Here is a 22,833-nt window from a genome sequence, read left to right as displayed (position 1 = left end):
CGGGAAAGCGCCGCGCAATATGCTCTGTGTTTACAACGTAGAAATAAGTACGCTATGCCCCTCAACGTCAAGACGGCGAAAAGGCATACCGTAGGCCTGGGCCAGCCTGGGCGGCGTTAGCACGCTATCGCGCGGACCGCTGGCAATCAGCTCACCGTTGCGCAGCAGCCATGCCTGGTGAGCATGGCGCAGGGTATGATTCAGATCGTGGCTGCTCGTCACCACGGTAATACCCGCCTGATAGAGCGTATTCAACAGGCGGTCGAGCGCCGCCTGCTGGGCCACGTCCAGACTGTTCATCGGCTCATCCAGCAGCAGTAGCTGCCCCTCAGGGTTGCCTTCAGGGTGGATCTGCAAAATCACCGCGGCCAACCGTACCCGCTGCCACTCACCGCCTGAAAGCTGATTTGCCTTGCGTCCGAGCTTATCATCGAGCCCCAGCGCCCCGGCGACGTCATGCAGTAACGCAGTGTGGCTGCGATCGCGCTGGTGCAGGGTTAGATAGTGCCACACCGGCATGGCAAAGGGGGGCGTTTGCTGCTGAGCAAGGTAGGCGCGACGCCGGGCCAGCGCGGTAGCGTGCCAGTCATTGAGCGGCATGCCGCTGAGCGTGATGCTACCCGGCCCGCTTGTCAGCCCGGCCATTCGCGCCAGCAGGGTACTCTTCCCGGCGCCGTTTGGTCCCACCAGATGCAGAATTTCTCCGGCATTGACCGTGACCGTGACGGGCCCCAGCCTGCCGGATTCCGCTACATCCTGTAGCGTCATTAATGCGTTCACTATTTTGCTAATGCCAGCTTGATGGCTTCCATCACGATAGGATCTTCCGGCGTCATATCCGGCGCAAAGCGCTGGACGACCTGCCCATCACGGCCAATCAGGAATTTTTCAAAGTTCCACAGGATATCGTCAGGATAGAGCGGTGCACGCCCTTTGCTGGCGAGACGCTCGTAAAATCCGCTGCTCTCCGGCGCAACGGCAGTTGGCGCAGCAGCGATCAGCTTCTGATAGAGCGGATGACGATTCTCACCGTTGACGTCAATTTTGCTGAACATCGGGAAGGTAACGCCATAGGTCGTGCTGCAGAAGGTTTTGATCTCCTCTTCGCTGCCCGGCTCCTGGCCTAAAAACTGGTTGCAGGGGAAGCCCAGCACCACAAAACCGTCTTTCTCCCAGGCCTTTTGAATGTTCTCCAGCTGCTCATACTGTGCCGTCAGGCCGCATTTAGACGCTACGTTGACCACCAGCAGCACCTTGCCCTGGTAATCAGCAAGCGTGGTCTTCTCGCCATCAATCGTCGTCACATCAGTGTTTAGAATATCGTGTTGCATAGCATCCCCTTAGTTATCAAACGCGCCAGCGGTTCAGTCGCTGGCCTTTAATAATAGACAATATGACGACGTCTACTCATGCGCAATTTTATCGTAAAAGTTTCTTCGCGATAGGGAGTTAAGTGCGGTGCGAGTGCGCTCTTACCTCGCGGCCTTCAGCAGCAGCCAGATAAACACCGGCGCGCCTAGCGTTGCGGTGACCACACCGATAGGCAGCTCTGCCGCGTTGAGCGCTTGACGGGCAACAATATCCGCAAACAGCAGCGCGCTTGCCCCTGCCAGCGCACAGCCGGGCAGCAGCACGCGATGATCGGTCAGACCGCAGAGGCGCAGGATATGGGGGATCACCAGGCCAATAAAACCGATTGACCCGGCCAGCGCTACGCTGACCCCGACCATCCAACCGATGGCAACCACCAGCACGTTGCGCCAGAACCACAGCGGCAGACCAAGCTGGCGGGCGGATGTTTCCCCCAGCGCCAACATGTTCAGCGGCTGCGACTGCAGACAAACCCAACCCATGACCGGCAGCAGGGCCAGCATCAGCCACCCCTGCTGCCAGTCAACGCCGCCGAATCCGCCCATCATCCAGTACATGAGCTGGCGCAGATCGAAGGAGGTCGAGAAGTAGATGGCCCACGTCATTAGCGCGCTGCAGATAATGCCCAGCGCAACGCCCGCCAGCAGCAGGCGGCTGATAGAGAGGTGACGACGGGCGAAGTGCAGCAGGATCAGCGTAATAATCAGCGCTCCGGCAATGGCGCACAGGCCGAGTGCCCAGGTAGGCAGCGCCCCCTGCCCCAGCATAACGGCGGCAATCAGACCCACGCCCGCGCCGTTCGAGACGCCAAGCAGCCCCGGCTCCGCCAGCGGATTTTCAAACAGCGCCTGCATCACGGTACCGCACAGCGCCAGCGCCGCACCAACCAGCACCACCGCAAGGGTTCGGGGAAGACGGATCTGCCAGACGAAAAGTTGCCCGCGGGCGCTGAGCCAGTCGCCAGGGGCAATCCATTGTTCGCCTGCGCAGAGGCTCACCACGATAGCAAACAGCAGAAGGAGTATGAGTCCGCCAAGCCAGCGGGCGTGGCGTTGGGTCTGTTGGTGGGCAAGTGCGAGCATAGGATCCATCCTGCTTATCGTCGTGGAGGTGATTTTAAGATGCAGAGCGGTTGGTGGAAAGAAAAAAGGCCGCACGGGCGGCCTTTTTGGTTAGTTCAGATTACTCTGCTTTGGGCGAAGCGTTTTCGACACGGCTTTTCAATTTCTGACCGGGTCTGAAGGTCACCACGCGCCGGGCTGTAATGGGAATATCCTCGCCCGTTTTCGGGTTACGTCCCGGGCGTTGGTTCTTATCACGCAGATCAAAGTTACCAAAACCGGAGAGTTTTACCTGCTCACCATTTTCCAGAGCGCGACGGATCTCTTCGAAAAATAGCTCTACCAGCTCTTTGGCATCCCGTTTGCTAAGCCCAAGCTTATCAAACAGATATTCTGACATTTCAGCTTTTGTAAGCGCCATAGGTTCAATCCCTCAATGATGCCTGGAATCGCTCTTTTAATGCCTCTACACATCTGGCAACGGTAGCGGCAATCTCCTCTTCTTCGAGTGTACGGCCGGTATCCTGAAGGATCAGGGTGATAGCGAGGCTCTTATAGCCCTCCGCTACGCCCTTGCCGCGGTACACATCAAACAAGTTTACGCCAACTACCTGATTTACGCCAACTTTCTTACACTCAGCCAAAACATCTGCTGCGGGGACGTTTTCTGTGACCACAACCGCAATATCGCGACGGTTTGCCGGGAAGCGTGAAACCTCCCGCGCCTGCGAAATTACGCGGTCTGCAATGGCGTTCCACTCGAGCTCAAACACCAGCGTCCGACCGTTCAGATCCAGTTTACGTTCCAGCTCAGGATGCACAACCCCAATAAAACCAATACGTTCGCCTTTCAGATAAATCGCGGCGGACTGGCCCGGGTGAAGGGCCGGATTGGCTTCCGCTTTAAACTGAATGTCGCCCAGCTTGCCAGTGAGATCGAGAATGGATTCCAGATCGCCTTTTAAATCATAGAAATCGACGCTCTCTTTTGCCAGGTTCCAGTGCTCTTCGTAGCGGCTTCCGGTAATAACTCCGGCCAGCATCACATCCTGACGGATCCCCAGATTGGCCTGGGTATCCGGTACAAAGCGCAGCCCGGTCTCAAAAATACGTACGCGGCTCTGCTGACGGTTCTGGTTATAGACCACCGTCCCCAGCAGACCGGTCCACAGCGACAGGCGCATGGCCGACATTTCGCTGGAGATAGGGCTTGGCAGGATCAGCGCCTCTTCGCCCGGATGGATCAGCTGCTGCAGTTTCGGATCCACGAAGCTGTAGGTGATCACTTCCTGGTAGCCTTTGTCGATCAGCATGGTTTTCACCCGCTTCATCGACAGGTCCGCTTCGCGGTGGCTGCCCATAATCAGACCTGCCTGTACCGGGGCATCAGGAATGTTGTTGTAGCCGTAGATGCGGGCCACCTCTTCCACCAGGTCCTCTTCGATCTCCATATCGAAACGCCAGCTTGGGGCCACGGCCTGCCACTCATCCTGACCTTCGGTCACTTCACAGCCCAGGCGCTTGAGGATGTCGCCTACCTGCTCATCGGCAATGTGGTGGCCAATCAGGCGATCCAGCTTGCTGCGGCGCAGGGTGATAGTTGCACGCTTCGGCAGCGCGGCCTCGCTGGTGACATCGATAACCGGACCGGCTTCACCGCCGCAGATATCCAGCAGCAGGCGCGTCGCACGCTCCATCGCTTTGTACTGCAGCGCCGGGTCAACGCCACGCTCGTAGCGGTGGGAGGCGTCGGTGTGCAGGCCGTGACGACGGGCGCGACCGGTGATAGAGAGCGGGCTGAAGAAGGCGCACTCCAGCAGTACGTCCTGCGTTTCGCCATTCACACCAGAGTGCTCGCCACCAAAGATACCGCCCATGGCCAGGGCTTTGTTGTGGTCGGCAATCACCAGCGTATCGGACTGCAATTTAGCTTCGCTACCGTCGAGCAGCACCAGCGTCTCGTTCTCTTGCGCCATCCGAACAACGATCCCGCCCTCAATGCGGCCCAGATCGAAGGCGTGCATCGGCTGACCCAGCTCCAGCAGGACGAAGTTAGTGACGTCTACCACAGCGTCAATAGAGCGGATACCGCAGCGACGCAGCTTCTCACGCATCCACAGCGGGGTTGGCGCGGTGACGTCGATACCCTTGACCACGCGGCCCAGGTAGCGCGGGCAGGCGTCGGCGGCTTCAATGCGGATAGGCAGCGTATCGTTAATCGTTGCGGCAACCGGGGCAATCTCAGGCTCGGTCAGCGGCAGCGCGTTCAGCACGGCCACGTCGCGCGCGACGCCGATAATGCCTAAGCAGTCGGCGCGGTTCGGGGTGACGCTGATCTCAATGGTATTATCATCGAGCTTCAGGTAGTCGCGAATATCGGTGCCGATCGGTGCATCCGCTGGCAGTTCAATGATCCCGCTGTGATCGTCGGAAATACCCAGCTCGGAGAAGGAGCAGAGCATCCCTTCTGATGGCTCGCCGCGCAGTTTAGCGGCTTTGATTTTGAAATCACCCGGCAGCACCGCGCCGATGGTCGCTACCGCGACTTTCAGTCCCTGACGGCAATTTGGCGCGCCACAGACGATATCAAGCAGGCGCTCACCGCCAACGTTAACCTTGGTCACGCGCAGTTTGTCGGCGTTCGGGTGCTGACCGCACTCGACCACTTCGCCCACCACCACGCCGTTAAAGCTGCCGGCCACGGCGTCAACGCCGTCTACTTCCAGGCCTGCCATCGTAATTTGATCGGAGAGCGCTTCGCTATCGACCGCCGGGTTAACCCATTCACGTAACCACAGTTCACTGAATTTCATTATTTTTTCCTGCCTTTATTTAAACTGTTTAAGGAAACGCAAATCGTTTTCGAAGAACGCGCGTAAGTCGGTAACGCCATAGCGCAGCATGGTCAGACGCTCCATACCCATGCCAAACGCGAAGCCAGAGTAAACTTCAGGATCGATGCCCACGTTGCGCAGCACGTTCGGATGCACCATACCGCAGCCCAGCACCTCCAGCCATTTGCCATTTTTACCCATTACGTCCACCTCAGCGGAGGGCTCGGTAAACGGGAAGTAGGACGGACGGAAACGTACCTGCAGATCTTCCTCAAAGAAGTTATTCAGGAAGTCGTGCAGGGTGCCTTTCAGATTGGTAAAGCTAATGTTTTTATCAACGATCAGCCCTTCCATCTGGTGGAACATTGGGGTGTGGGTCTGATCGTAGTCGTTACGATAGACGCGGCCCGGGGCGATAATGCGGATTGGCGGCTGCTGGTTTTCCATGGTACGGATCTGCACCCCAGAGGTCTGGGTACGCAGCAGTCGGGTAGCGTCAAACCAGAAGGTGTCATGGTCAGCGCGCGCCGGGTGATGTCCCGGAATGTTCAGGGCGTCAAAGTTATGGTAGTCGTCTTCGATTTCCGGACCGGTTGCCACGGTAAAGCCCAGCTCGCCGAAGAAGTTCTCAATACGGTCGATGGTACGGGTGACCGGATGCAGACCGCCGTTCTCAATGCGGCGGCCCGGCAGAGAGATGTCGATGGTCTCTGCTGCCAGACGCGCGTTCAGCGCTGCGCTCTCAAGAGCTTCTTTGCGGGCGTTGAGCGCCTGCTGTACCTGCTCTTTGGCTTCGTTAATCACCGCACCGGCGGCTGGACGCTCTTCAGGCGGCAGCTCACGCAGGGTTGTCATCTGAAGGGTCAGCTGCCCTTTTTTGCCCAGATATTCAACGCGCACATTATCTAATGCGGCAATATCTGAAGCCTCGTTAATGGCTGCCGTGGCGTTGGCAACCAGCTCTGCGAGATGTGACATGGTTTTCCTCATTATGTCGGTGCAGACACCGTTATGGTGATCTCATATTTTTTACATACAGGCATAAAAAAAGCCTCCCTGGGGAGGCTTTCTGGCGCTGTTTTTCGTTTCTTCTTTCACGCGCAAGCCCCCTGGGATCAGGTGCTAAAGTAAAAAAAGAAGCGGAAAATAGCAGCATTCATGCTTGCGTTACCTTGTGTGGAAAGGAATAAAAAGAGGGAGCCAGGCTCCCTCTCTCTAACTGGCTTATGCCAGAGCTGCTTTCGCTTTTTCGACCAGGGCAGAGAATGCCACTTTGTCGAATACAGCGATGTCAGCCAGGATCTTACGGTCGATTTCAACAGAGGCTTTTTTCAGGCCGTTGATGAATTTGCTGTAAGAAATACCGTTCTGACGTGCTGCTGCGTTGATACGCGCAATCCACAGTTGACGGAACTGACGCTTTTTCTGACGACGGTCACGATAAGCGTACTGACCTGCTTTGATAACAGCCTGGAAGGCAACGCGGTATACGCGTGAACGCGCACCGTAGTAGCCTTTAGCTTGTTTCAAAATTTTCTTGTGACGTGCACGTGCCATTACACCACGTTTTACGCGAGCCATGATGCTCTCCTGTATCTATTCTTAAAAAAGGTTAAAAGGTAAACGACTTATGCGTACGGCAGGCACGCGATGACCAGGCCCAGATCGCCTTTAGAAACCATGGCTTTCGGACGCAGGTGACGTTTACGCTTGGTAGCTTTTTTGGTCAGAATATGACGCAGGTTAGCGTGCTTGTGCTTAAAACCACCTTTACCGGTTTTTTTAAAGCGCTTAGCAGCACCGCGTACGGTCTTAATCTTTGGCATTTTAATAATTTCCACTTCGCATTGTTAATAAACGAAACAAAGGCGAACCAGACCCGTGAGCTTGTGGCCCACAGGTATGATTACTTGATGGCCTTACTGTTTCTTCTTCGGAGCAAGCACCATGATCATCTGGCGGCCTTCGATCTTCGTAGGGAAGGATTCGACTACTGCCAGTTCAACCAGATCTTCTTTCACGCGGTTAAGCACTTCCATACCGATCTGTTGGTGGGCCATCTCACGACCGCGGAAACGCAGTGTGATCTTGGCCTTGTCGCCCTCTTCGAGAAAGCGAATCAGGCTGCGGAGTTTTACCTGATAGTCGCCTTCATCTGTACCAGGTCGGAACTTAATTTCCTTAACCTGGATAACTTTTTGCTTCTTCTTCTGTTCCTTAGAAGATTTGCTCTTTTCATAGAGGAACTTGCCGTAATCCATTATACGGCAAACGGGCGGCTCGGCGTTAGGGCTAATTTCAACTAAATCTGCCCCGGCTTCTTCAGCTTTTTCCAGAGCTTCTCTTAGACTCACAATGCCAAGCGGCTCGCCTTCCAGATCTGTTAAGCGAACTTCTGTGGCGCGAATCTCGCCATTGATACGATTCGGACGCGCCGTTTGAACTCGTTTTCCGCCTTTAATACCTTATTCCTCCAGTTGTTGAAGACTGCGGCTGCGAATCTCTTGTTGCAGCTTCTCGATAACGTCATTTACGTCCAGGCTACCCAAGTCTTTACCACGACGGGTACGCACGGCTACTTTGCCGGCCTCAACCTCTTTGTCACCACAAACCAGCATATAAGGGACACGACGTAAAGTGTGCTCGCGGATTTTAAAGCCTATCTTCTCGTTTCTCAAGTCCGCTTTTACTCGAATGCCCGCATTTTGTAGTTTCTGCGTCAATTCATTAACGTAATCGGCCTGAGAATCGGTAATGTTCATCACAACTACCTGCACCGGCGCAAGCCAGGTGGGGAAGAAGCCCGCAAACTCTTCGGTCAGGATGCCGATAAAGCGCTCCAGAGACCCAAGAATGGCGCGGTGAATCATCACTGGCACCTGACGCTCGTTGTTTTCGCCTACGTAGGAGGCGCTCAAACGAGACGGCAGGGAGAAGTCCAGCTGTACCGTTCCGCACTGCCATGCACGATCGAGGCAGTCATACAGCGTAAATTCAATTTTCGGACCGTAGAACGCGCCTTCACCCAGCTGATACTCAAACGGGATGTTGTTCTCTTCCAGCGCGACTGCTAAATCCGCCTCAGCACGATCCCACATCTCGTCGCTGCCGATACGCTTTTCCGGACGAGTGGAGAGTTTGACGACGATCTTCTCGAAGCCAAAGGTGCTGTACATATCGTAGACCATACGAATACAGGCGTTCACTTCATCACGCACCTGCTCTTCTGTACAGAAGATGTGGGCGTCATCCTGAGTGAACCCGCGTACGCGCATCAGGCCATGCAACGCGCCCGACGGCTCGTTGCGGTGGCAGCTACCAAACTCTGCCATACGTAATGGCAGGTCGCGGTACGATTTTAGACCCTGATTGAAAATTTGCACGTGACCAGGGCAGTTCATAGGTTTGATGCAGTACTCACGGTTCTCAGACGAGGTGGTGAACATGGCATCTTTGTAGTTGTCCCAGTGGCCGGTTTTTTCCCACAGCACACGGTCCATCATGAACGGGCCTTTTACTTCCTGGTACTGGTACGCTTTCAGCTTGGAGCGAACAAACGTCTCCAGCTCACGGAAGATAGTCCAGCCATCATTATGCCAGAAAACCATGCCCGGTGCCTCTTCCTGCATGTGATACAGGTCGAGCTGCTTACCAATTTTACGGTGGTCGCGTTTCGCGGCCTCTTCCAGACGCTGCAGATAAGCGTTAAGCGCTTTTTTATCTGCCCACGCCGTGCCGTAGATACGCTGCAGCATCTTGTTGTTGCTGTCGCCGCGCCAGTAGGCTCCTGCGATTTTCATCAGTTTAAAGTGATGGCAGAAGCGCATGTTCGGCACGTGCGGACCGCGGCACATGTCGATGTACTCTTCATGATGATACAGGCCGGGCTTATCATCATGGGCGATGTTCTCATCAAGAATGGTGACCTTGTAGCTTTCGCCGCGCGCAACGAAGGTTTCACGCGCTTCGTGCCAGCTTACCTTTTTCTTGATAACGTTATAGTTCGTTTCGGCGAGCTCGTGCATACGTTTTTCGAGCGCGTCGACATCTTCCTGGGTCAGCGTATGGTCAAGATCGATATCGTAGTAGAAGCCGTTATCAACAACCGGACCGATAGCCATTTTGGCATGGGGCCACAGCTGTTTGATGGCATGACCTAACAGGTGCGCGCAGGAGTGGCGGATAATTTCCAGACCATCCTCATCTTTGGCGGTAATGATCGCCAGCTGCGCATCGTTTTCGATAAGATCGCTGGCATCCACCAGCTCGCCATTCACGCGACCCGCAATGCAGGCTTTCGCGAGTCCTGGGCCGATATCAAGGGCAACATCCATTGGACTAACGGGGCGATCAAACTGGCGTTGGCTGCCGTCAGGAAGGGTAATTACAGGCATGTGAGATCCTTAATTTGCAGTGGTGACCCGCACGAAAGGTCACATACAAAACTATTTTCAAATTATTATCAACGACTTAAAGCAGGTTTTCGTCTTCACTCTGACAAACTTGTACAGAAAACACGCTGCACCCTACTCGGCTGTTGATAAGCTCACCCCTGATACTACACGTCTAATCAGTGAGTTAAAAGGCTGGCGTTGCATTCAATTTGCTCTAGCAGGCTATTTATCTATTTCAGCAGGCAACCGGCGAGTTGTCATAATTGTGTAAAATTAAATAAGGAAAAGCCTTAGCAATAAAATTAATAAGGCTGCTAAAAGCATTACGCCTGGCGTAGAGAAAGATTGCCAAAAAAACACGCTATTTATCGGACGATATATCCCTGGTACGCAAATAGACGTGCTAGGGTAGTGTTTCCACTTAACGGACCGGAGGGGTTATTCCAAACCTCAAATTTCAGTGTCCAGTCTGCAATGGTTTTAGGTTTCGGTTTTCAATGTACAACGCTGAAAAAAAGCTTCCTCATGGCGCAATATGTGCAACCTGTGGGGAACGACTTACTGCATCGATGTGCATTCCCGCAGCCAGGTTAATGAGTAAAGTGACAGGTTAAATAAAGGCTTCGTAAGAGGCCTTTTGCTGTTCAGGCTTTACTCTCAGGAACAAGCGCGTTAATGACCGTCTCCATTGCCTGACGCGTCAGCTCGCTACGTTTAATTCGCTGGTTAGCCAGGGCCGTACGCAGCACACCAGCAATAACAATATGCTTCGGCTCCTGGCCTAAATCGCGCATCTCCAGCACAACCTTACCCACCACGCGGCACATCTCATCGTACAACTCGCTCTCTTTTGCCTGGTTACCCATGGTGCTCTCTCTGTTTGTTGCTGAATTTAAAGGCATAGCACATAGAAAAACCCTGCAAACGTCAAGCGATCCGGCGCACTATACCGATATTTAGACGGTTACGTGTTGGGTGCTACCGTTTTTCGTTGACTCTATTGGTATAAAGTTAAGCCAAATTTTGCCGATGATATAGCCTACATTGGGCAAACAGCATCGCGACACGACACATGCAATCGATAAATCATAACGGTATTGCAGGCCTCAGTCTGAAAGCCCGGCCGGGAACCGCTTCGATCCTTCAGCAATCGATCGAACGGCTCGCGTCCGGACTGCGGATTAATGGTGCAAAGGATGATGCCGCAGGTCTCGCTATTGCCAACCGGATGGGCGCAAACATAAACGCTGATACCGTGGTTTCCCGTGGGCTTGATGACGCCATCAGCCTCGCGCAAACCGCAGAGAGCAGTCTCGGCTCAATAAGCTCCATGCTCATTCGCGCCAAAGGTCTGGCTATTCAGTCGATCAACGACTCGCTCTCGGAGAGCGATCGCGCCAGTATCCAAAACGAATTTGCCAGCATTCTCGCCGGAATCGACAGTATCTCTGAAGGTACCGAGATCTTTGGCCTCTATCCGCTGGCGACGGAAAACCCTGAGCTGCCGCCAGCGTTGCTGGGTAACGTTGCACCGGTAAATACCAAGTTCCCGGTGGCAAACAAAGATTACTCCTTCACCTCCGGCATTATTCCGCTGGCCTATATTCCGGCCGGTTCGACCAATATCGCCATTACCATTAACTCCCTTGGTGCAGATGATGATATTCAACTCTTTACCCGCGACGGTAAACATCTGGCAGGCACGCCAATTAACGGTAGCGATGCGGACTATACCTGGGTGAGTAACAGCATCAACGATACCGCCAGCGCCAATACGCGCCTGCTCTCCCAGGCCAATGGCTTCCAGAGCGGTGCCACCTACGATGACTCTCTGCTGATTGAGGGCGGCGCAGCATGGGATATTAACGGCAGCGACTCCCTAAGCTATAACGGTATGAACATCACCTATAGCGGCGATGGCGATCGCTATGAGGACAGCACTACCGGCGGCTTTAACGACGGTAACAACGGTACAAACCTGCTGGAACGGGTCACTATCGACAATGTGAGTGAAGATTTGATCGTCGTCGTGGTAGGGAACGGTTCGTTCACCAGCAAGCTGACGTGGGGAAATCTGGAAGCGCCGACGGCCCAGCCTGCTTCGCCGCCGAAAAAGAGTATCCCTTATCAGGTGGTTACCAGTGCCACCTTTGGTGATGAAATCCGATCAACAACGCTGGAGCCTACCCCTGCGGATACCAAAACGCTTGGTATCAATGACGCCCGGCTGGATACCGTCCAGTCGGCTCGCTCGTCAATGGGTAAACTCGATAATGCGCTGGCTAAAGTAGATGGTTATCGCTCGCAGTATGGCGCGGCAATCAACCGCTTTGAATCCAGCAAGTCGGTGCTGGCACAGCAGAAGGTGGCGACGCAATCCGCGCAGAGCCGTATCCAGGATGCTGATTATGCACTGGAAACCAGCAAGATGATCAAAGCGCAAATTTTGCAGGAGAGCCAAAATGCGGTGCTGAAAATAGCGAACCAGGCACCTGAAAATCTACTTTCATTATTACGCGGATAAACACGCTAATTAGAAAAGTTTACACAGAATGACAGATATAAAAAAACCGGGACAGCATGCTCCGGTTTTTTGCTTAATCAGGCAGATACCTGAAGATAAAATAGCGGGATAGATTAAACGCTAACAATATTAATACCATTCGCCGGCAACAAGGGTCTTGGCGTTGAAGGCATCATCCGTAGAGCGTCCGGTATTTTGCGAACCAGGCTGAATATTCGAGCCAGCCTCCGTATCCGTGACACTGAACGTTGCGCTTGGGTAGGTGGTTTGACTGGCAGTGTTATAGCTTGGCTGAGCCGCGAAAGCGCCAAAAGAGAGTGCAGAAAGCACCGTGGCGGCAGCGAGTGTTTTGATTGTTTTCATGATCTTTCTTCTCTATTTGAATTAATACATTACTGCGAAGGCTTTTTTTTGCCTGTGCGTAAAGTGTAGATCTAGATCACACTTTTGCCTAGTCAGTTTATTTATCAAAAAGTGTCAAATAAATTGAAGGTGTTACTGCAGATGAAATTAAGGAGAGAAAAAGGAGAAACGCTTTTCCCAGGGAAATAAAACATTGTTGCAGGGTTTAATAGCACGACGTGTTAATGCTGAAGCGGGCCGGAATAACCGGCCCAAAATCAATTACATTTTGTAGCCCAGCGAAACGACGGTGCGACGATCGGTGTGCTCCGGCGCGGATGCCGGCGGCTCAGAGTTCCACGTCACGTTGTAGGCCACCTTCAGCCCAAAGTGCTCGTTGATCGCCACGTTGAGCGCGGTCTCGGAGTTTAACGTCGTATCGTCTGCGCCAAATACCGATACACCTTGGGTAAATTTGGCGTTATCGGTGAACTGCCAGGTATACGCGCCGGAAGCATAGCCCAGCGGCTGGGTTTCGCTGTCGCCGTCGGTATACTCGTCATAGCGGACACCCGGACCGAATTCAAAGCGCAGGCTGTGCACCGGACCATTCAGGAACTGGCGACCGTAACCGGCGGTGAGAATATCACGCTGGCGATAGCCGTTGTAGCGGTCGGTAAGCCAGCTCGCCTGGCCAAAAAGATAGTCAGCGTCGGTCACGTTATAACGCGCACGACCACCCGCTGCATACTTTTCTGAAGAGCGCTCATCGTTAGAAGAGGTATTGCTGGCGTTTCCCCAAAGTGACCATGCGGTCGTATTGCCGTACCAGGTCAGCGTTGAGTCAGCGGTCAGGGAGGAACTTTTCGTATTACCTGCCTGGTTCAGGTAGCCTGCATTCACATTACCTTCGAAGGGTTTCTGTGCTGATGAGGGATCGTCCATGACAGTAAAAACGGTATCATCTGCGGCAGCATTCATCGACGCAAGCACGCCTCCCGCCAGGATAACAACAGCGGGTACTGTCTTCAAAAGCTTCATTTTGGTTCTCTAAAATACAACTCAAGGGTTTAGCAGATATTTGCTGCGGCATATACTACTACCGAGTCGAAACAAAGATGAAGGTTCTTTTTACTCGTAGGAAAATTATTATACTTGCTTTTTGGGCTGTAATGATCAAAAGCCTTGCTGCTCAACCTTCACAGGCCCATACGCCGTTACTTCGGCCCACTCCCCTCATAATTGAGAATTCAGATTTTACTGAGAAACTCACAGCCTATTCTATCACAACCTTGAGTACTTCCATTCGAAGCTTTTCAAGGAAAATAACGGTAGCTATGAGTATTCTGGTTTGCTGTCGCAAAAAACCATCACGAAGCCTGAACACATCATCATAAATCCATTAATTTACAGTGATTTAATCTTTTTTCTCGCCTGTAAATTACGAGTGAAATGATAGTAAAAAACAATTAATAAACTGAAATCAATAGAACAAAAGAAGGCAAACAAGCACGAATTGCTAAAAAATCATAGTGAATAATCTTCAAGTGTGATACCCGTCAAATTTTGTTCCTAATCAATATTTATCTTCTTTCGATTCGTAAAATAAACGCCTTTGATTTCACATAAGTGACAAAAACGCATATTAACAAAGACATTGTGTCTTTATTAATCAACTCAACCTGGATGGAGTTTACCTCTAAGAGAATAGTGACATGCCTATTCACTTAACTAACCTGGAAAATGATGATGAAGCTTAAAATTACGTTGGTTGCCGGAATGGTTGCCATGTCTTTCAACTCTACTGCCAGCACATTTGATGCTGCTGTGAGTGTTCACAATCAGGCACAGACTAACCTCCAGGGTGCAAAGTCTTATCGTGACCAGGCTGCACTCAGAGCTGCGGCAGCTCAACAGAATTACACTAACAACCCTACCCGTAATAATGGGATAATCGCTGCTAATCACGCGTCTGCGTATGGTGACGCTGCTATTAATGCGTCTAAAAAGCAAGCCATTGCTGACCACATAGCTGCCAATGTGACCGGTTCTTCTCTTCGCGATCAGATTTCACAGCAGCAAGCGCGTTCTGGTATGTCTAACCAGACACCACCTACCCCAGCCTCACAGCTCCCTGCTCAACCATCCGTTGACCCGGCTGCGTACAGAAGCGTTGTGACCGATGCTCAAGCAAGAGTTATCAGTAGTCAGACACCACCTGCACCGGCCTCACAACCCGCTGCTCAACCATCCGTTGACCCGACTACGTACAGAAGTGTTGTTACTGATGCTCAAGCAAGAGTTATTAATAGTCAGACACCACCTGCACCGGCCTCACAACCCGCTGCTCAACCATCCGTTGACCCGTCTGCATACAGAAATGCCATCATCGCTGCACAGGCAAAAGTGATTGGTAGCCAGACACCAGCCATGCCGACGCAAACAACGCAGATCACGGGAACAAGCTACCGCTCAGGAATAGTGGCAATGCAATCTGTTGCAATGTCAAACATTGCTCAGTCTAACCCATCGGTACCGCCCCCATCTGTAATCAGCATTGAAAAGAGCGCTACCCCTGCTGCAACCGGTTCAATAAATAGTGATGCTGGCGCTCTGAAACCGACAACTCCTGTCAGCGTAACGGTGAATGGTGTAACTCAGATCACAACCGCTGGTGAAATCGCCAAAATTGATCCGAGCGTACAAGTCTCTGTCCCACATATTGACGCCATTATTGGCAGCCCTAACTGCAATGCAAACGGCCATGACAAATCTTCATCCGTTCGTGGTGGCACCGGCAACGGTGGTCAGAATGCAGCTAATACACGTTCAGGTGTATCTCACGGATTCGGTGACAATCATGTCGGTGGTGGTTCTGCTCAGTCTGGTTCACGCAACATAGGTCACTGGTAACACTATGCGATCGATGATGATAGCTCTGATGATGTTGAGCACTACGGCTTATGCTCAGACTGAACAGCAAAACCTTGCTCAGCTAGCTGATGAACTTGCTGGATGTGCAATTTCTACAGGTGATAGCGACAGCTACCGAGGAGAATTTGAAAAAGCTGCGGCTCAATTCCTGAAAGGAGACCGTCACGATATTAACCAAATGACCGCTCCGCACTTTACTCAGGCACTCGAAGCAGAGTCTGTGGATCCTACTGTCTCATCTCTGTGGAGAATGACCACAGAGAGATATACAGAAGCGTTTGCTGCTCATCCTGGCATTGATCTGAAGAAGTTCACCAAAGGGTGTGAAGAGCGTCTGGTCAATCTGTGAGTTGGAATACTTTCTGTACTAACTTATAGGCTCTGCGTAACAACAATATGCGTCATCAGTATTGTCATAATTGCTGCTCTTGCGGCTTACATGCTGATGATTTTCCCAATAAGCCATGATGATAGTGATTAAAAATATGAAGAAAGTTCTATGTATTACTCTGCTGGCGCTGTTCTCTTCTCAAGCCCTGGCAATCTCTGAAGGATACCGTCAACAGCTTCAGAAAAGTGGCTGCACTCAGATGACTGATGGCAATGGTTGCGACATTCACAAATCGAAAGCTGAGAATGCTGCTGCTGCGAAGAAAGCTGTGAAGCATAAATTCAGCCTCGATCAGATAAGCTCTGAGGTTGATTCGGTTATCGGAAAACGTTCAAACGTAGCTGATGAATATCTGTTTAATCAGGGCTGGCGTTTATCCGGTGACCACGAATACACCAAAGCTGGCTGGAAAATGCGAACAGTGGTAGATCCTAAGCAGGACTATAAAGTTGTGAATGCTCAGATCATCGGTAAAGAGTGATATAATCCCTCTGCGAATTAAACTCCAGGCTGCTCGAAAGAGTGGCCTTTTTTATTGACTGCATATAAGCCGAAAATTAGAGTTAAATTCATTTATTTAAAAATTTATACCAACTAGCTAAAGGTTGTAACCATGACACACTTTTTCGAAACCAGCCATTGAGGCATCACCTCAGAGGGTGAACTCAAAAATGCGCTTGCCCAACCTGTTGCCATTATTTATTTGAAAAATCATGCTGTTATTTACTTTCCCTTCCCGTGATTTAGTGCCAGGCTTAGGGCAACCATGCGAAAGGAGATGAAAATGACAGCAGTCTATACTCTGACCCTGGCCCCGTCGCTGGACAGCGCGACGCTGACTCCCCAGATCTATCCCGAAGGCAAGCTACGCTGCACCTCGCCGGTTTTTGAACCCGGCGGCGGCGGCATTAACGTGGCGCGCGCCATCGTGCATCTTGGCGGACGCGCCACGGCCATCTTTCCCGCAGGCGGCGCGACAGGGGAACATCTCGCCACCCTGCTGGCCGATGAAAGGGTCACCACAATAAAGGTCGCGACCCATGACTGGACGCGGCAGAACCTGCACGTTCATGTTGAATCCAGCGGCGAGCAGTACCGCTTTGTCATGCCCGGGGCTGCGCTGAGTGACGATGAGTTCCGCCAGCTTGAAGAGCAGGTGCTGACTATAGAGCAGGGATCGCTACTGGTGATCAGTGGCAGCCTGCCGCCAGGCGTCCCGGTAGAAAAGATGAGCCAGCTGATTAAGGCTGCGCAGAACAACGGCATTCGCTGCATCATTGACAGCTCCGGTGACGCGCTGGCCGCGGCGCTGGAGATTGGCGGCATCGAGCTGGTGAAGCCGAACCAGAAAGAGCTGGCGGCGCTGGTCAACCGGGACCTCACTCAGCCTGACGACGTCCGCAAGGCCGCCCAGGAGCTGGTCAACAGCGGCAAGGCAAAACGTGTGGTGGTCTCCCTCGGTCCGCAGGGCGCGCTGGGCGTAGATGAGCAGCAGTGCGTGCAGGTGGTTCCTCCCCCGGTTAAAAGCCAGAGTACAGTGGGCGCAGGTGACAGTATGGTCGGTGCGATGACCCTGAAGCTGGCGGAAAATGCCTCGCTGGAGGATATGGTGCGCTTCGGGGTTGCCGCCGGCAGTGCCGCCACCATCAACCACGGTACGCGTCTCTGCGCGCAAGAAGACACACAAAAAATATATGATTATCTTTGCCAGAAATGATAATCGTCTATCCTGAAAAATAGTGCGATAACAATGAGGTGAGCTATGGCCAGTGGGGATATCACTCGCTACGTAATAACGGTAAAGTTTCACGAGCATAGTTTGACTGAAATCAACGAGCTTAATAACACCTTCACGCTTGCCGGGTATCTCCTGACCCTGAGCGATGACGAGGGCAAGGTTCATGAACTGGGCACCAATACGTTTGGCCTGGTCAGCCCGCTGAATGAAGATGATATTAAAGAACAGGCGTTAGCGCTGGCGGAAAGCGCCATCGATCAACGACCTGAGATTGACGTTACGACCTGGGAGAACTGGCTGAAGACGCAGCAGCAATAAGTGCGATCGCGCCTGCCTGGCTTCCAGGCTGTGCGCGAAATCGTATTTTATGCTGCGTTAGCGCGCTAACCTTTAATCTGGCAGATTGCAGGGGAGAGAGAGCATGTGGCAAGCGGTGAATCGTCTGTTAAACGAGCAGCTTGGTGAAGGTGAAATTGAGCTGCGCAATGAGCTGCCGGGTGGAGAGATCCATGCCGCATGGCACATTCGCTTCGGTGGTCGCGATCTGTTTGTGAAGTGTGATGCGCGCGAGATGCTGCCCATCTTCACCGCCGAAGCGGATCAGCTTGAACTTCTGGCGCGCAGCCATACGGTCAGCGTCCCGGAGGTGGCGGCGGTAGGCAGCGATCGCGACTACAGTTTTCTGATCATGGCCTACCTCCCTGCCCGCCCGCTGGATGCGCATAACGCCTTTCTACTCGGCCAGCAGTTGGCCCGGCTACACCAGTGGAGCGAGCAGCCGCAGTTCGGCCTCGACTTCGACAACGATCTCTCTACCACGCCGCAGCCAAACGCCTGGCAGCGCCGCTGGTCAACATTTTTCGCCGAGCAACGGATCGGCTGGCAGCTTGAGCTGGCGGCGGAAAAAGGTCTCGCCTTTGGCAATATCGATGCCATCGTCGAACATATTCAGCAGCGCCTTGCCGCCCACCAGCCGCAGCCCTCTCTGCTGCATGGCGACCTGTGGTCAAATAACTGTGCGCTGGGCCCCAACGGCCCCTACATTTTTGACCCAGCCTGCTACTGGGGGGACAGAGAGTGCGATCTGGCGATGCTGCCGCTGCATCCGGAGCAGCCGCCACAGATCTATGACGGCTATCAGTCGGTGCTGCCTCTGCCAAACGATTTCCTGGAGCGTCAGCCCATCTACCAGCTCTACACGCTGTTTAATCGGGCGATCCTCTTTGGCGGGCAGCATCTGGTGACGGCTCAGCAGGCGTTGGACAGGATCCTGGCCGCGTAATCGGCGCGGCCAACAGCCCAATTGACGTCCCGGCTACATAAACCCGAGCAGGGTAAAGAAGAAGTAGCCAGCAATGATGACAATCACCGGCAGCACGTACAGCGGGAAGATTTGCAGGAAGATGGTATGACGCGGCACAACGATACGCGACTCGATCTGTTCGCGGGTTAGGCCGTCCGCTCCCTTCGCCTTCTCAAGGATGAGCTGATCTTCAACCCCCTCACGCAGGAAGCGGGTCTGACGGCTCATGCGCGCCCCGGAGGCCTGTAGCGCCAGGCCGACAAATATCAGGGCGTAGATAATCCAGAAGCCGATATTCAGCTGGTGGTGAAAATCCGGCGTCGGCGAGTTGTACCAGAAAACATTGAGAAACGGCGTATTGAAACGCATCATCTCAATCATGACATGGGCGAAATCCAGCATCACGGCGTTGATCCCCGGCTGCTTCTCGCTGTGATCGTACATAAATTTGAATACGGAAATCAGGGTGGAAACCACCGCCGGGATAAAAATTACCCATCCCAGAACGCGCTTGAGCACGGCAATGCGTCCAGCTTGTTGATACGTCATGAATTCCCCTTGTTTAAGACGTTCTATTTGCGGGTTAAGTCTACCTTCTGAACGGGATTTTCGCCCGCCTTTAAAAGCGTTATCCTCGTCCAACAGCCATAATGAACGTTCATTTGTCTATTTATTCCACTCATAAGGAGAGGTTGTTATGTCAACCCCGCGTCAGATCCTCGCCGCTATTTTTGATATGGATGGCTTGCTTATCGACTCCGAGCCGCTTTGGGACCGGGCCGAGCTGGAGGTGATATCCAGTCTGGGCGTCGATGTTACCCGTCGCCATGAGATGCCTGATACGTTGGGCCTGCGTATCGATATGGTGGTCGATCTCTGGTACGCCATGCAGCCCTGGAGCGGACCGGGGAAACAGGAGGTGACAGACAGGATCATCCAGCGCGCTATCTCCCTGGTTGATGAGCAACGTCCGCTGCTGCCCGGGGTGCGTGAGGCGCTGGCGCTGTGTAAAGCGAAAGGGTTAAAAGTCGGCCTGGCATCCGCTTCGCCGCTCTATATGCTGGAGAAAGTCCTGTCGCTTTTCGAGCTGAGCGACTACTTTGATGCCCTGGCGTCGGCGCAGACGCTTCCCTACAGCAAACCCCATCCGCAGGTCTACCTCGACTGTGCGGCAAAGCTCGGCGTCGATCCTCTCTCCTGTGTAGCGCTGGAGGACTCGGTCAACGGAATGATTGCGGCAAAAGCGGCCCGTATGCGCGCCATCGTTGTGCCTGCGGAGGAGAACCGCCACGATCCGCGCTATGCGTTGGCAAACATCAAGCTTGAGTCGCTAGCCCAGCTTACGGAGCACGATTTGCGCGGATAACGCGCATTTTGCCCCCCTGAGAAAAAAAATATAAAACGGTGACAAAGTGTTACACCGTCACCTCTTCCGCCTACTGTACAAAAACCCTATACTGTATACTTCGACAGTTGAGTGAGTATGATCATGACGGCGGAAGGACACCTCCTTTTTTCCATTGCCTGCGCGGTGTTTGCCAAAAACGCCGAGCTTACCCCTGTGCTTGCGCAAGGGGACTGGTGGCATGTCATTCCCTCAGCCATTGTCACCTGCCTGCTCCCGGATATCGATCATCCGAAATCGTTTCTTGGCCAGCGCCTGAAGTGGATCTCGAAACCGATCGCCCGGGCCTTTGGCCACCGCGGCTTTACGCATAGCCTGCTGGCGGTGTTTATTGCCGTAACGCTTTTCTATCTTAAAGTGCCTGATAGCTGGTTTATCCCTGCCGATGTTTTGCAGGGCATGGTGCTGGGCTACCTGAGCCATATTCTGGCCGATATGCTGACTCCCGCCGGCGTACCGCTGCTCTGGCCCTGTCGCTGGCGCTTCCGCCTGCCTATTCTTCGGCCGCAGCGCGGTAACCAGCTTGAGCGCGTGCTCTGTATGGTGTTGTTTACCTATGCCGTCTGGATGCCGCAGAGCGTACCCGATAACAGCGCCGTGCGCTGGTCTTCTCAGGTTATCAATACCGTGCAAGGTGAGTTCACTCGCTTTATAAATCAGCAATCCGGTCATTAGCCAGACGAATTTGGCCATTTTCTTATAACCCATTCCATTTGGATATAAGACCTAAATCACACTTCTGCTAACCTTGGCGGCAACAGGGCGGCATGCACGCGCCGCCTGATAAAAAACCGTTCAGGAGATCTGAAATGAATTTCCCTTTAATTGCGAACATCGTGGTGTTCGTCGCCTTGCTATTTGTGCTGGCGCAGACGCGCCACAAGCAGTGGAGTCTGGCAAAGAAAGTGCTGGTCGGTCTGGCGATCGGCGTGGTGTTTGGTCTGGTGCTGCAAGCAATCTATGGTGCAGAGAGCCAGGTGCTGAAAGATTCTATCCAGTGGTTTAACGTAGTCGGTAACGGCTATGTCCAGCTGCTGCAGATGATCGTGATGCCGCTGGTATTTGCCTCGATTCTCAGCGCGGTGGCCCGTCTGCATAACGCCTCCCAGCTGGGTAAAATCAGCGTATTAACCATCGGTACGCTGCTGTTTACCACGCTGATCGCGGCGCTGGTCGGGGTGCTGGTAACGAACCTGTTTGGCCTCACCGCCGAAGGGCTGGTACAGGGTACGGCCGAGACCGCGCGCCTGAACGCCATTCAGAGCAACTACGCGGGCAAGGTCGCCGATCTGAGCGTGCCGCAGCTGCTGCTCTCCTTCGTGCCGAAAAATCCGTTTGCCGATCTGACCGGGGCTAACCCGACCTCCATCATCAGCGTGGTAATTTTTGCCGCCTTCCTGGGCGTGGCGGCACTGAAGCTGCTGAAGGACGATGCGCCGAAGGGCCAGCGCGTGCTGACCGCTATCGATACCCTGCAGAGCTGGGTGATGAAGCTGGTACGCCTGGTGATGCAGCTGACGCCGTACGGCGTGCTGGCGTTGATGACCAAAGTCGTGGCAGGCTCCAACCTGCAAGACATTATCAAGCTGGGCAGCTTTGTGGTCGCCTCCTACCTGGGGCTGGGGATCATGTTTGTTGTACACGCGATCCTGCTGGCGGTGAACGGCGTGAGTCCGCTGAAATACTTCCGTAAAGTCTGGCCGGTGCTGACCTTTGCCTTCACCAGCCGCTCCAGCGCCGCCTCCATTCCGCTGAACGTGGAAGCGCAGACCCGTCGTCTGGGCGTGCCGGAGTCTATCGCCAGCTTCTCAGCCTCCTTCGGTGCCACTATCGGCCAGAACGGCTGCGCCGGTCTCTACCCGGCTATGCTGGCGGTGATGGTTGCTCCTACGGTGGGCATTAACCCACTGGATCCGCTCTGGATCGCAACCCTGGTAGGCATGGTTACCATCAGCTCGGCTGGTGTGGCGGGCGTGGGCGGCGGTGCTACCTTTGCGGCGCTGATTGTCCTGCCTGCGATGGGTCTGCCGGTCACCCTGGTGGCGCTGCTGATCTCCGTTGAGCCGCTGATCGATATGGGTCGTACCGCGCTGAACGTTAGCGGGTCAATGACCGCCGGGACGCTCACCAGCCAGTGGCTGAAGCAGACCGATAAAGAGGTGTTGAATAGCGAAGAGAGTGCCGAACTGGCGCATCGCTAAACCTCATGCACCCGGCGGCATTCGCTGCCGGGCTTCTTTTTTCAAGACCAACGCTACGCCTCGTCAATCTCCCCTTCCTGACGCATCTGCTCTGCCCAACGCTGAGCCGCCTCCGGCATGCTAAACGTCGGTGAACGACGGAAATGCTCCCCCATCAGCACAAACGCCACATACTTACCACGCAGCAGCCAGACATCACGAAACCCCTCCACTTTATTGGCGTGATCGGGTGGCGCAGGCTCCACGCGGGGTACGTAGCTGATAACAGGGCGATTATTTTGACGAAACGGTTTCATAAGCGAGAGTTCACTAAAGCAAATTGCAGATACGGGCAG

The 22,833-nt window shown here is 53.5% G+C and carries 26 protein-coding genes and 1 other annotated feature; of the genes, 10 read left to right on the top strand and 16 right to left on the bottom strand.

The genetic code is table 11. The features are described 5' to 3' along the window. Positions 1-30: 30 nt before the first annotated feature. The 12 genes from btuD to fumD form a co-directional block, all read right to left on the bottom strand. Entirely contained in the window at positions 31-768 is a 738-nt protein-coding gene (gene btuD, locus WFN61_RS04620) for a vitamin B12 ABC transporter ATP-binding protein BtuD (protein WP_374543794.1), read from the bottom strand. Between the two features lie 11 nt (positions 769-779). Then, complete coding sequence (locus WFN61_RS04615) at positions 780-1,331, bottom strand: glutathione peroxidase (RefSeq protein ID WP_144812089.1); 552 nt, start codon at positions 1,329-1,331, stop codon at positions 780-782. Positions 1,332-1,472: 141 nt separating this feature from the next. Beyond that, entirely contained in the window at positions 1,473-2,453 is a 981-nt protein-coding gene (gene btuC, locus WFN61_RS04610) for a vitamin B12 ABC transporter permease BtuC (RefSeq protein ID WP_257757368.1), read from the bottom strand. A gap of 100 nt (positions 2,454-2,553) precedes the next feature. Beyond that, a complete protein-coding gene (ihfA, locus tag WFN61_RS04605) occupies positions 2,554-2,853 on the bottom strand; it encodes an integration host factor subunit alpha (RefSeq protein ID WP_006820203.1) in 300 nt (99 codons plus the stop codon). 4 nt (positions 2,854-2,857) lie between these two features. Beyond that, the gene (gene pheT / locus WFN61_RS04600; RefSeq protein WP_144812094.1) at positions 2,858-5,245 is read right to left on the bottom strand and encodes a phenylalanine--tRNA ligase subunit beta; all 2,388 of its coding nucleotides are present in this window, start codon (positions 5,243-5,245) and stop codon (positions 2,858-2,860) included. Between the two features lie 15 nt (positions 5,246-5,260). Beyond that, entirely contained in the window at positions 5,261-6,244 is a 984-nt protein-coding gene (gene pheS, locus WFN61_RS04595) for a phenylalanine--tRNA ligase subunit alpha (protein WP_144812097.1), read from the bottom strand. 63 nt (positions 6,245-6,307) lie between these two features. Then, positions 6,308-6,431, bottom strand: a sequence feature (Phe leader region). Continuing rightward, positions 6,382-6,426 carry a pheST operon leader peptide PheM gene (gene pheM / locus WFN61_RS04590; RefSeq protein WP_001386830.1) on the bottom strand — a complete coding sequence of 15 codons (45 nt, stop codon included), beginning with the start codon at positions 6,424-6,426 and terminating at the stop codon, positions 6,382-6,384. It overlaps the preceding feature by 45 nt. 59 nt (positions 6,432-6,490) lie before the next feature. Then, complete coding sequence (gene rplT, locus WFN61_RS04585; protein WP_007760430.1) at positions 6,491-6,847, bottom strand: 50S ribosomal protein L20; 357 nt, start codon at positions 6,845-6,847, stop codon at positions 6,491-6,493. A 47-nt stretch (positions 6,848-6,894) separates the two neighbouring features. Continuing rightward, a complete protein-coding gene (gene rpmI / locus WFN61_RS04580; RefSeq protein ID WP_001124225.1) occupies positions 6,895-7,092 on the bottom strand; it encodes a 50S ribosomal protein L35 in 198 nt (65 codons plus the stop codon). 93 nt (positions 7,093-7,185) lie between these two features. Then, entirely contained in the window at positions 7,186-7,728 is a 543-nt protein-coding gene (gene infC, locus WFN61_RS04575; RefSeq protein ID WP_072015308.1) for a translation initiation factor IF-3, read from the bottom strand. A gap of 3 nt (positions 7,729-7,731) precedes the next feature. Beyond that, on the bottom strand, positions 7,732-9,660 hold the full coding sequence (gene thrS / locus WFN61_RS04570; RefSeq protein WP_312273097.1) for a threonine--tRNA ligase: 1,929 nt from the start codon (positions 9,658-9,660) through the stop codon (positions 7,732-7,734). Positions 9,661-10,304: 644 nt separating this feature from the next. Continuing rightward, on the bottom strand, positions 10,305-10,526 hold the full coding sequence (gene fumD / locus WFN61_RS04565; RefSeq protein WP_144814571.1) for a fumarate hydratase FumD: 222 nt from the start codon (positions 10,524-10,526) through the stop codon (positions 10,305-10,307). A 206-nt stretch (positions 10,527-10,732) separates the two neighbouring features. Between fumD and WFN61_RS04560 the strand changes: the two genes are divergently transcribed. Next, on the top strand, positions 10,733-12,184 hold the full coding sequence (locus tag WFN61_RS04560; protein WP_337037914.1) for a flagellin N-terminal helical domain-containing protein: 1,452 nt from the start codon (positions 10,733-10,735) through the stop codon (positions 12,182-12,184). A gap of 129 nt (positions 12,185-12,313) precedes the next feature. On the opposite strand, the gene WFN61_RS04555 is transcribed toward WFN61_RS04560, so the two are convergent. Both WFN61_RS04555 and WFN61_RS04550 read right to left on the bottom strand, forming a co-directional pair. After that, positions 12,314-12,547, bottom strand: a complete 234-nt coding sequence (locus WFN61_RS04555; protein ID WP_042394828.1) for a hypothetical protein — start codon at positions 12,545-12,547, stop codon at positions 12,314-12,316. 261 nt (positions 12,548-12,808) lie between these two features. After that, positions 12,809-13,567 carry a DUF481 domain-containing protein gene (locus WFN61_RS04550; RefSeq protein ID WP_337037913.1) on the bottom strand — a complete coding sequence of 253 codons (759 nt, stop codon included), beginning with the start codon at positions 13,565-13,567 and terminating at the stop codon, positions 12,809-12,811. Between the two features lie 705 nt (positions 13,568-14,272). Between WFN61_RS04550 and WFN61_RS04545 the strand changes: the two genes are divergently transcribed. The 6 genes from WFN61_RS04545 to WFN61_RS04520 all read left to right on the top strand — a co-directional run bounded on the left by WFN61_RS04545 (position 14,273) and on the right by WFN61_RS04520 (position 18,871). Continuing rightward, positions 14,273-15,439: a hypothetical protein gene (locus tag WFN61_RS04545; RefSeq protein WP_337037912.1), complete on the top strand. Its 1,167-nt coding sequence runs from the start codon at positions 14,273-14,275 to the stop codon at positions 15,437-15,439. A gap of 4 nt (positions 15,440-15,443) precedes the next feature. Continuing rightward, complete coding sequence (locus WFN61_RS04540) at positions 15,444-15,809, top strand: hypothetical protein (RefSeq protein WP_337037910.1); 366 nt, start codon at positions 15,444-15,446, stop codon at positions 15,807-15,809. A 136-nt stretch (positions 15,810-15,945) separates the two neighbouring features. After that, complete coding sequence (locus WFN61_RS04535) at positions 15,946-16,332, top strand: hypothetical protein (protein ID WP_257757355.1); 387 nt, start codon at positions 15,946-15,948, stop codon at positions 16,330-16,332. 303 nt (positions 16,333-16,635) lie between these two features. After that, a complete protein-coding gene (pfkB, locus tag WFN61_RS04530) occupies positions 16,636-17,568 on the top strand; it encodes a 6-phosphofructokinase II (protein ID WP_257757354.1) in 933 nt (310 codons plus the stop codon). Between the two features lie 45 nt (positions 17,569-17,613). After that, positions 17,614-17,907 carry a type V toxin-antitoxin system endoribonuclease antitoxin GhoS gene (gene ghoS, locus WFN61_RS04525; RefSeq protein ID WP_144812114.1) on the top strand — a complete coding sequence of 98 codons (294 nt, stop codon included), beginning with the start codon at positions 17,614-17,616 and terminating at the stop codon, positions 17,905-17,907. A gap of 103 nt (positions 17,908-18,010) precedes the next feature. Then, on the top strand, positions 18,011-18,871 hold the full coding sequence (locus WFN61_RS04520; RefSeq protein WP_144812117.1) for a fructosamine kinase family protein: 861 nt from the start codon (positions 18,011-18,013) through the stop codon (positions 18,869-18,871). A gap of 33 nt (positions 18,872-18,904) precedes the next feature. Here the strand turns inward: WFN61_RS04520 and WFN61_RS04515 are convergent, their stop codons facing one another. Next, positions 18,905-19,441, bottom strand: coding sequence for a YniB family protein (locus WFN61_RS04515; RefSeq protein ID WP_144812120.1), 537 nt, complete (start codon positions 19,439-19,441; stop codon positions 18,905-18,907). A 148-nt stretch (positions 19,442-19,589) separates the two neighbouring features. On the opposite strand from WFN61_RS04515, the gene hxpB reads away from it, so the two are divergent. From hxpB to WFN61_RS04500, 3 genes are all read left to right on the top strand, one after another. Next, positions 19,590-20,258: a hexitol phosphatase HxpB gene (gene hxpB / locus WFN61_RS04510; protein ID WP_144812123.1), complete on the top strand. Its 669-nt coding sequence runs from the start codon at positions 19,590-19,592 to the stop codon at positions 20,256-20,258. Positions 20,259-20,381: 123 nt separating this feature from the next. Then, positions 20,382-20,972 (top strand): metal-dependent hydrolase, encoded by a 591-nt coding sequence (locus WFN61_RS04505; RefSeq protein WP_144814574.1) that lies wholly within the window; start codon positions 20,382-20,384, stop codon positions 20,970-20,972. Between the two features lie 134 nt (positions 20,973-21,106). Next, positions 21,107-22,498 (top strand): L-cystine transporter, encoded by a 1,392-nt coding sequence (locus WFN61_RS04500; protein WP_144812125.1) that lies wholly within the window; start codon positions 21,107-21,109, stop codon positions 22,496-22,498. 53 nt (positions 22,499-22,551) lie between these two features. Here WFN61_RS04500 and cedA read toward each other — a convergent pair whose 3' ends face one another. Further along, on the bottom strand, positions 22,552-22,794 hold the full coding sequence (cedA, locus tag WFN61_RS04495; protein WP_144812128.1) for a cell division activator CedA: 243 nt from the start codon (positions 22,792-22,794) through the stop codon (positions 22,552-22,554). Between the last annotated feature and the right edge of the window lie 39 nt (positions 22,795-22,833).

Origin of the sequence: Pseudescherichia sp. AS216, assembly GCF_037152055.1 — a bacterium.
Classification (GTDB): Bacteria; Pseudomonadota; Gammaproteobacteria; order Enterobacterales; family Enterobacteriaceae; genus Pseudescherichia.
This window is presented reverse-complemented; position numbering and strand designations above follow the sequence as displayed.